This is a genomic window from Nonomuraea rhizosphaerae (assembly GCF_019396405.1).
Lineage (GTDB): Bacteria > Actinomycetota > Actinomycetes > Streptosporangiales > Streptosporangiaceae > Nonomuraea > Nonomuraea rhizosphaerae.
Genome location: NZ_JAHKRL010000198.1, coordinates 1 through 3,857, shown reverse-complemented (window position 1 = coordinate 3,857; position 3,857 = coordinate 1). Strand labels below are relative to the sequence as shown.

Sequence of the window (3,857 nt, the reverse complement as noted above, 5' to 3'; positions counted from 1 at the left end):
ACGCCACCGCTGCTGCAGCAGGCGGCGGCCCAGACGGCCGTACAGGCGACCGCGCAGGCGGCTGCGGAGACGGCCGCGCGTTCGGCCGCGCAGGCGGCGGCTCAATCGGCTACGGAGATGGCCGCGCGATCGGCGGCGCAGACAGCGGCACGATCGGCCGTGCAAGAGGGCTGGCAGGTAGCCGCGCAAGCCGCCCCGCAACCGGCCTCGCATTCAGCCCTGCATTCGGCCTCGCATTCGGTTCCGCAGGGGATCGCGCAGCCGATCGGGGGTGCGCCGATCGCTGGGCTTTCGGGTGTGGCGCCGTTCGATCCGTCCGGCCCGCCCTCGTCGTCGTCCGCCGCCCCCTCCGTGCCGCCGATCGGTGTGCCGGGGGGCATGGCGCAGCCGGGTGACGCGGTGTCGGCGAGCAGTGCGGCTCTCTTCGGCGATCTGCCTCTCACGGGCGATCCCGGGCTGGGCGGTGCTGGGGCGGAGGCTCTGTGGGCGCCTGCCCCGCAGGCGGATCCTCTGGGGAGGCCCGGTTCGCCGGCCGACCCGCTGGGGGCGACCGGTTCTGGGGCGAACGCTCTGGGTGTGACCGGTTCTGGAGCCGATGCTCTGGGTGTGACCGGCTCCGGAGCGGATGTCCTGGGGGTGATCGGCTCCGGGACGGATGCTCTGGGGGCGCTCGGTGTGCCGGTGGGCGGTCCGGACGCGGCCGGTGGGCTGCGGTCGGCCGGTGGGGCCGGTCCGCTGGAGAGCCCCGCGGCGGCCATCCTCGGCCTCTCACCGCACACCCCCTTGAGGCCGACGCCGGACGTGCAGGCAGGTGCTCCTGGCGTAGGGGTGAGCGACCGACCGCCGGTGCCCAGCTCCCCAGGAACGGTGGCAGGTCCCTGGGAAGCCGCAGTGGGCGGACCCAGTTCCACCTCAGGTGCCTGGGACGCCCTGGCGGGCGGATCGGGCTCCCCGGCGAGCGGGGCCGGGCCCATGGCCGGCGACACCGCCTCTGCGGCGGGCGGAGCGGGCGCGGCGACCGGGCGGCGGCGGGCGGTCGAGAGTGACTGGTTCGACGGGCCGCAGCGCCCCCCGAGGCTGGCCGACTGCCGCCCGTACGATGTCCCCGGCGGCCTGGCCAAGCCGGACCCGCAGGTGGAGCGGGATCTGGCGATGGCGGTGCCGCCCGGCGTGCGGTTCCCGGACCCGCGTGGCACCTGGGTGCGGCTGGTGAACGGGGGCGGCCCGGCCGACGACCCGTTCCGGGCCTCGAACGCCGCCGACTGCGCGCTGGCCGTCCTGTCCACGTGGCACGGCGAGCCGGTCGCGGCGGCGCCCAGGCTGCCCGAGTACGACCGGATCGGCAGGCCGCAGCTCACCGGCGAGGCCGGGGGAGCGGCGCGGATCGAGCGGTGGGTGGGGCAGCGGTTCCAGCACGCGGGCCAGGGGCGGCACGCCTACCCGATGGTGGCGCGGCGGCTGGTCGAGGCGGGACACGGGGCGGCGGCCGTGATCGTGGTGCGGTGGCCGGGCGGCGGGTCCCACGTATGGAACGCCGTCAACTCCAACGGCGAGGTGATCTGGATCGACGCCCAGCGCGGCCACATGGCCGTCGAGCCCCCGTACACGACGGTGACGGGGGTGTTCTGCATGATCGTGGACCGGCAGGGGCGGCCGCGGTGAACCTCGACCAGGCCAGGGCGCTGGCGGAGGAGTACTTCAACGGGGTGCGGCACCCGGACGACGCGGTCCCGGTCGGGGTCCACGGGTTCGGCGAGGGGTACGTCGCCTGGGTGCGTGAGCTGGAGCCGGAGGATCCCGCCACCCTGCCGGGCACGGTGGGCGGCGGGTGCATCGTGATCGACAAGGCGTCGGGGGAGGTGGTGACCCGGCCGCTGCTCGACCCGGAGACGGTCGCCGAGCTGTGGCCGGGCCGCACCCCCCGCTGACGGGGCGATCGTCGGCCGCCGTGCCGTGTGACGCGCCGGCCGCGGCCCGCACGTCGCTACGTGGTGGCCAGGGAGCCGACGATGGAGGCGCGGGCCGCCCGCCGGGCCGGGAGCAGCGCCGCGGCCACCCCCGCCAGTCCCGACAGCGCCACGAACAACGCCACCTGCGCCACCGGCAGCTCGTACAGGGCGCCGTCGATCAGCGCCCGGATGGCCGCCCACCCGAACACGACGCCCAGCACCACGCCCACCAGCGCCCCGACCAGCCCGAGCACCAGCGCCTCCACCGACAGCATCCGCCGCAGCTGCGCCCTGGTCAGCCCGAGCGCCCGCAGCAGCGCCGACTCCCTGGTGCGCTCGTGGACCGACAGGGACAGCGTGTTCGCGATGCCGAGCAGCGAGATCAGGATCGCCAGCCCGAGCAGCCCGGTGACGATCATCAGCACCATGTCGAGCGTGTCGTCGAACTGCCCGCGTACCTCCGTCGCGCTCGTCACGCGCACCGACGGGTAGGCGGCGGCAGCGGCGTCCACGGACCGGCGGGCCTGTGCCGGGGAGACGCCGTCCTTGATCTTCACCATCACCCGGGTGTCCGGCACCCGGCCGAAGGCGGACTCGAACGGCCCTTCGGCCATGGTGAGCGTGGGCACCGACCCGTCGCTGTCGAGGATGGCGACGACCTTCAGCGTGACGACCTTCAGCGTGATGCCCGAGCGCGCCGTGCTGCCAGCGTCCGGACGCACCGTGACCGTGTCGCCGAGCCCCACGCCGAGCCGCGTGGCCTCGTCCGACTCGACCGCGACCTGCCCGGCCCCGAGCCCGGCCACCGACCCGGACTTGACCTGCGGCTTGAGGGGGCCGTTGTAGGTGCCGATCTCGGTGCGGAGCTTGCCGGCCCTGGCCGGCACCGACCGGATCTGCGCCACCGAGGCCAGGTCGGGGGAGCGCCGCAGTGCCTCGGCCACGTCGCGGGGCACGGACGCCTCGGACTCCTGGGTGGTCAGCATGTAGTCGACGGGGAACTGGGCGTCCAGCTTGGAGGTCAGCGTCACCCGTGTCGAGGCGGCGACGACGGAGATCAGCGTCATGAGCGTCACGCCGACGGTCAGCGCCACGGTGGTGGTGGCGGCGCGGCGCGGGTTGCGCGCGGAGTTGTCCACGGCCAGCCGGCCCGGCACGCCGAACAGCTTGGCCGGGATCCAGCCCACCAGCGCGCTGAGCGGCCTGACCAGCACCGGCCCCAGGATCAGCACGGCCAGGAACGTCAGCACGCCGCCGCCCATGACGGCGAGCATCGCCGGCGTCGAGGCCGGCTCCAGCGCCAGCGCCCCGAAGGCCGCCGTGCCGAGCCCGGCCAGCAGGAACAGCGCGGCGAACACCACGCGCAGCACACCCGTGCGGTAGGTCTGCTCCTCCACCTGCGTACGCAGCGCCGCGATCGGCGCGACCCTGGTGGCGGCGCGGGCGGGCAGCAGCGCCGCGCCCAGCGTGACCAGCAGGCCGATGGCCAGCCCGCTGACCGTGGTGACGGGGGTCAGGGCGACGGCCGCGTTCGTGGGCATCGGGGAGTCGAGCGCGCGCAGGACCGCCAGTGTGGCCGCGCCCAGGCCGTACCCGACGGCCAGCCCGAGCACCGACGACAGGACGCCGACCACCGCGGACTCCAGCACGACCGAGCCGAACACCTGCCCGCGCGTGGCCCCGACGCAGCGCAGCAGCGCCATCTCCCTGGCCCGTTGCGCGACGAGGATGTTGAAGGTGTTGTAGATGACCAGCGCGGCCACCACCATGGCCACCAGCCCGAACAGCAGCAGCCCGGTCGTCAGCGACTCCGTCCCGACACCGGCCGTCCTGGCCAGCGACTCGGCCAGCTCCGCGCCCGTCCGCACCTCCGCCCCGCCGCCGACTACGGCGGCGACGGCCGGGCTG

At 75.2% G+C, this 3,857-nt stretch carries 3 protein-coding genes; 2 read left to right on the top strand and 1 reads right to left on the bottom strand.

Annotated features, from left to right (window positions below; translation table 11 throughout):
• Window positions 1-891 precede the first annotated feature (891 nt).
• Entirely contained in the window at window positions 892-1,662 is a 771-nt protein-coding gene (locus tag KME77_RS09685; protein WP_308250640.1) for a toxin glutamine deamidase domain-containing protein, read from the top strand.
• On the top strand, window positions 1,659-1,928 hold the full coding sequence (locus KME77_RS09680; RefSeq protein ID WP_219464307.1) for an SUKH-4 family immunity protein: 270 nt from the start codon (window positions 1,659-1,661) through the stop codon (window positions 1,926-1,928). The genes KME77_RS09685 and KME77_RS09680 overlap by 4 nt, the downstream gene beginning before the upstream one ends.
• A 56-nt stretch (window positions 1,929-1,984) precedes the next feature.
• Here KME77_RS09680 and KME77_RS09675 read toward each other — a convergent pair.
• Window positions 1,985-3,857: ABC transporter permease (locus KME77_RS09675; protein WP_219464306.1), on the bottom strand; the 1,873-nt coding region annotated here is incomplete at its 5' end.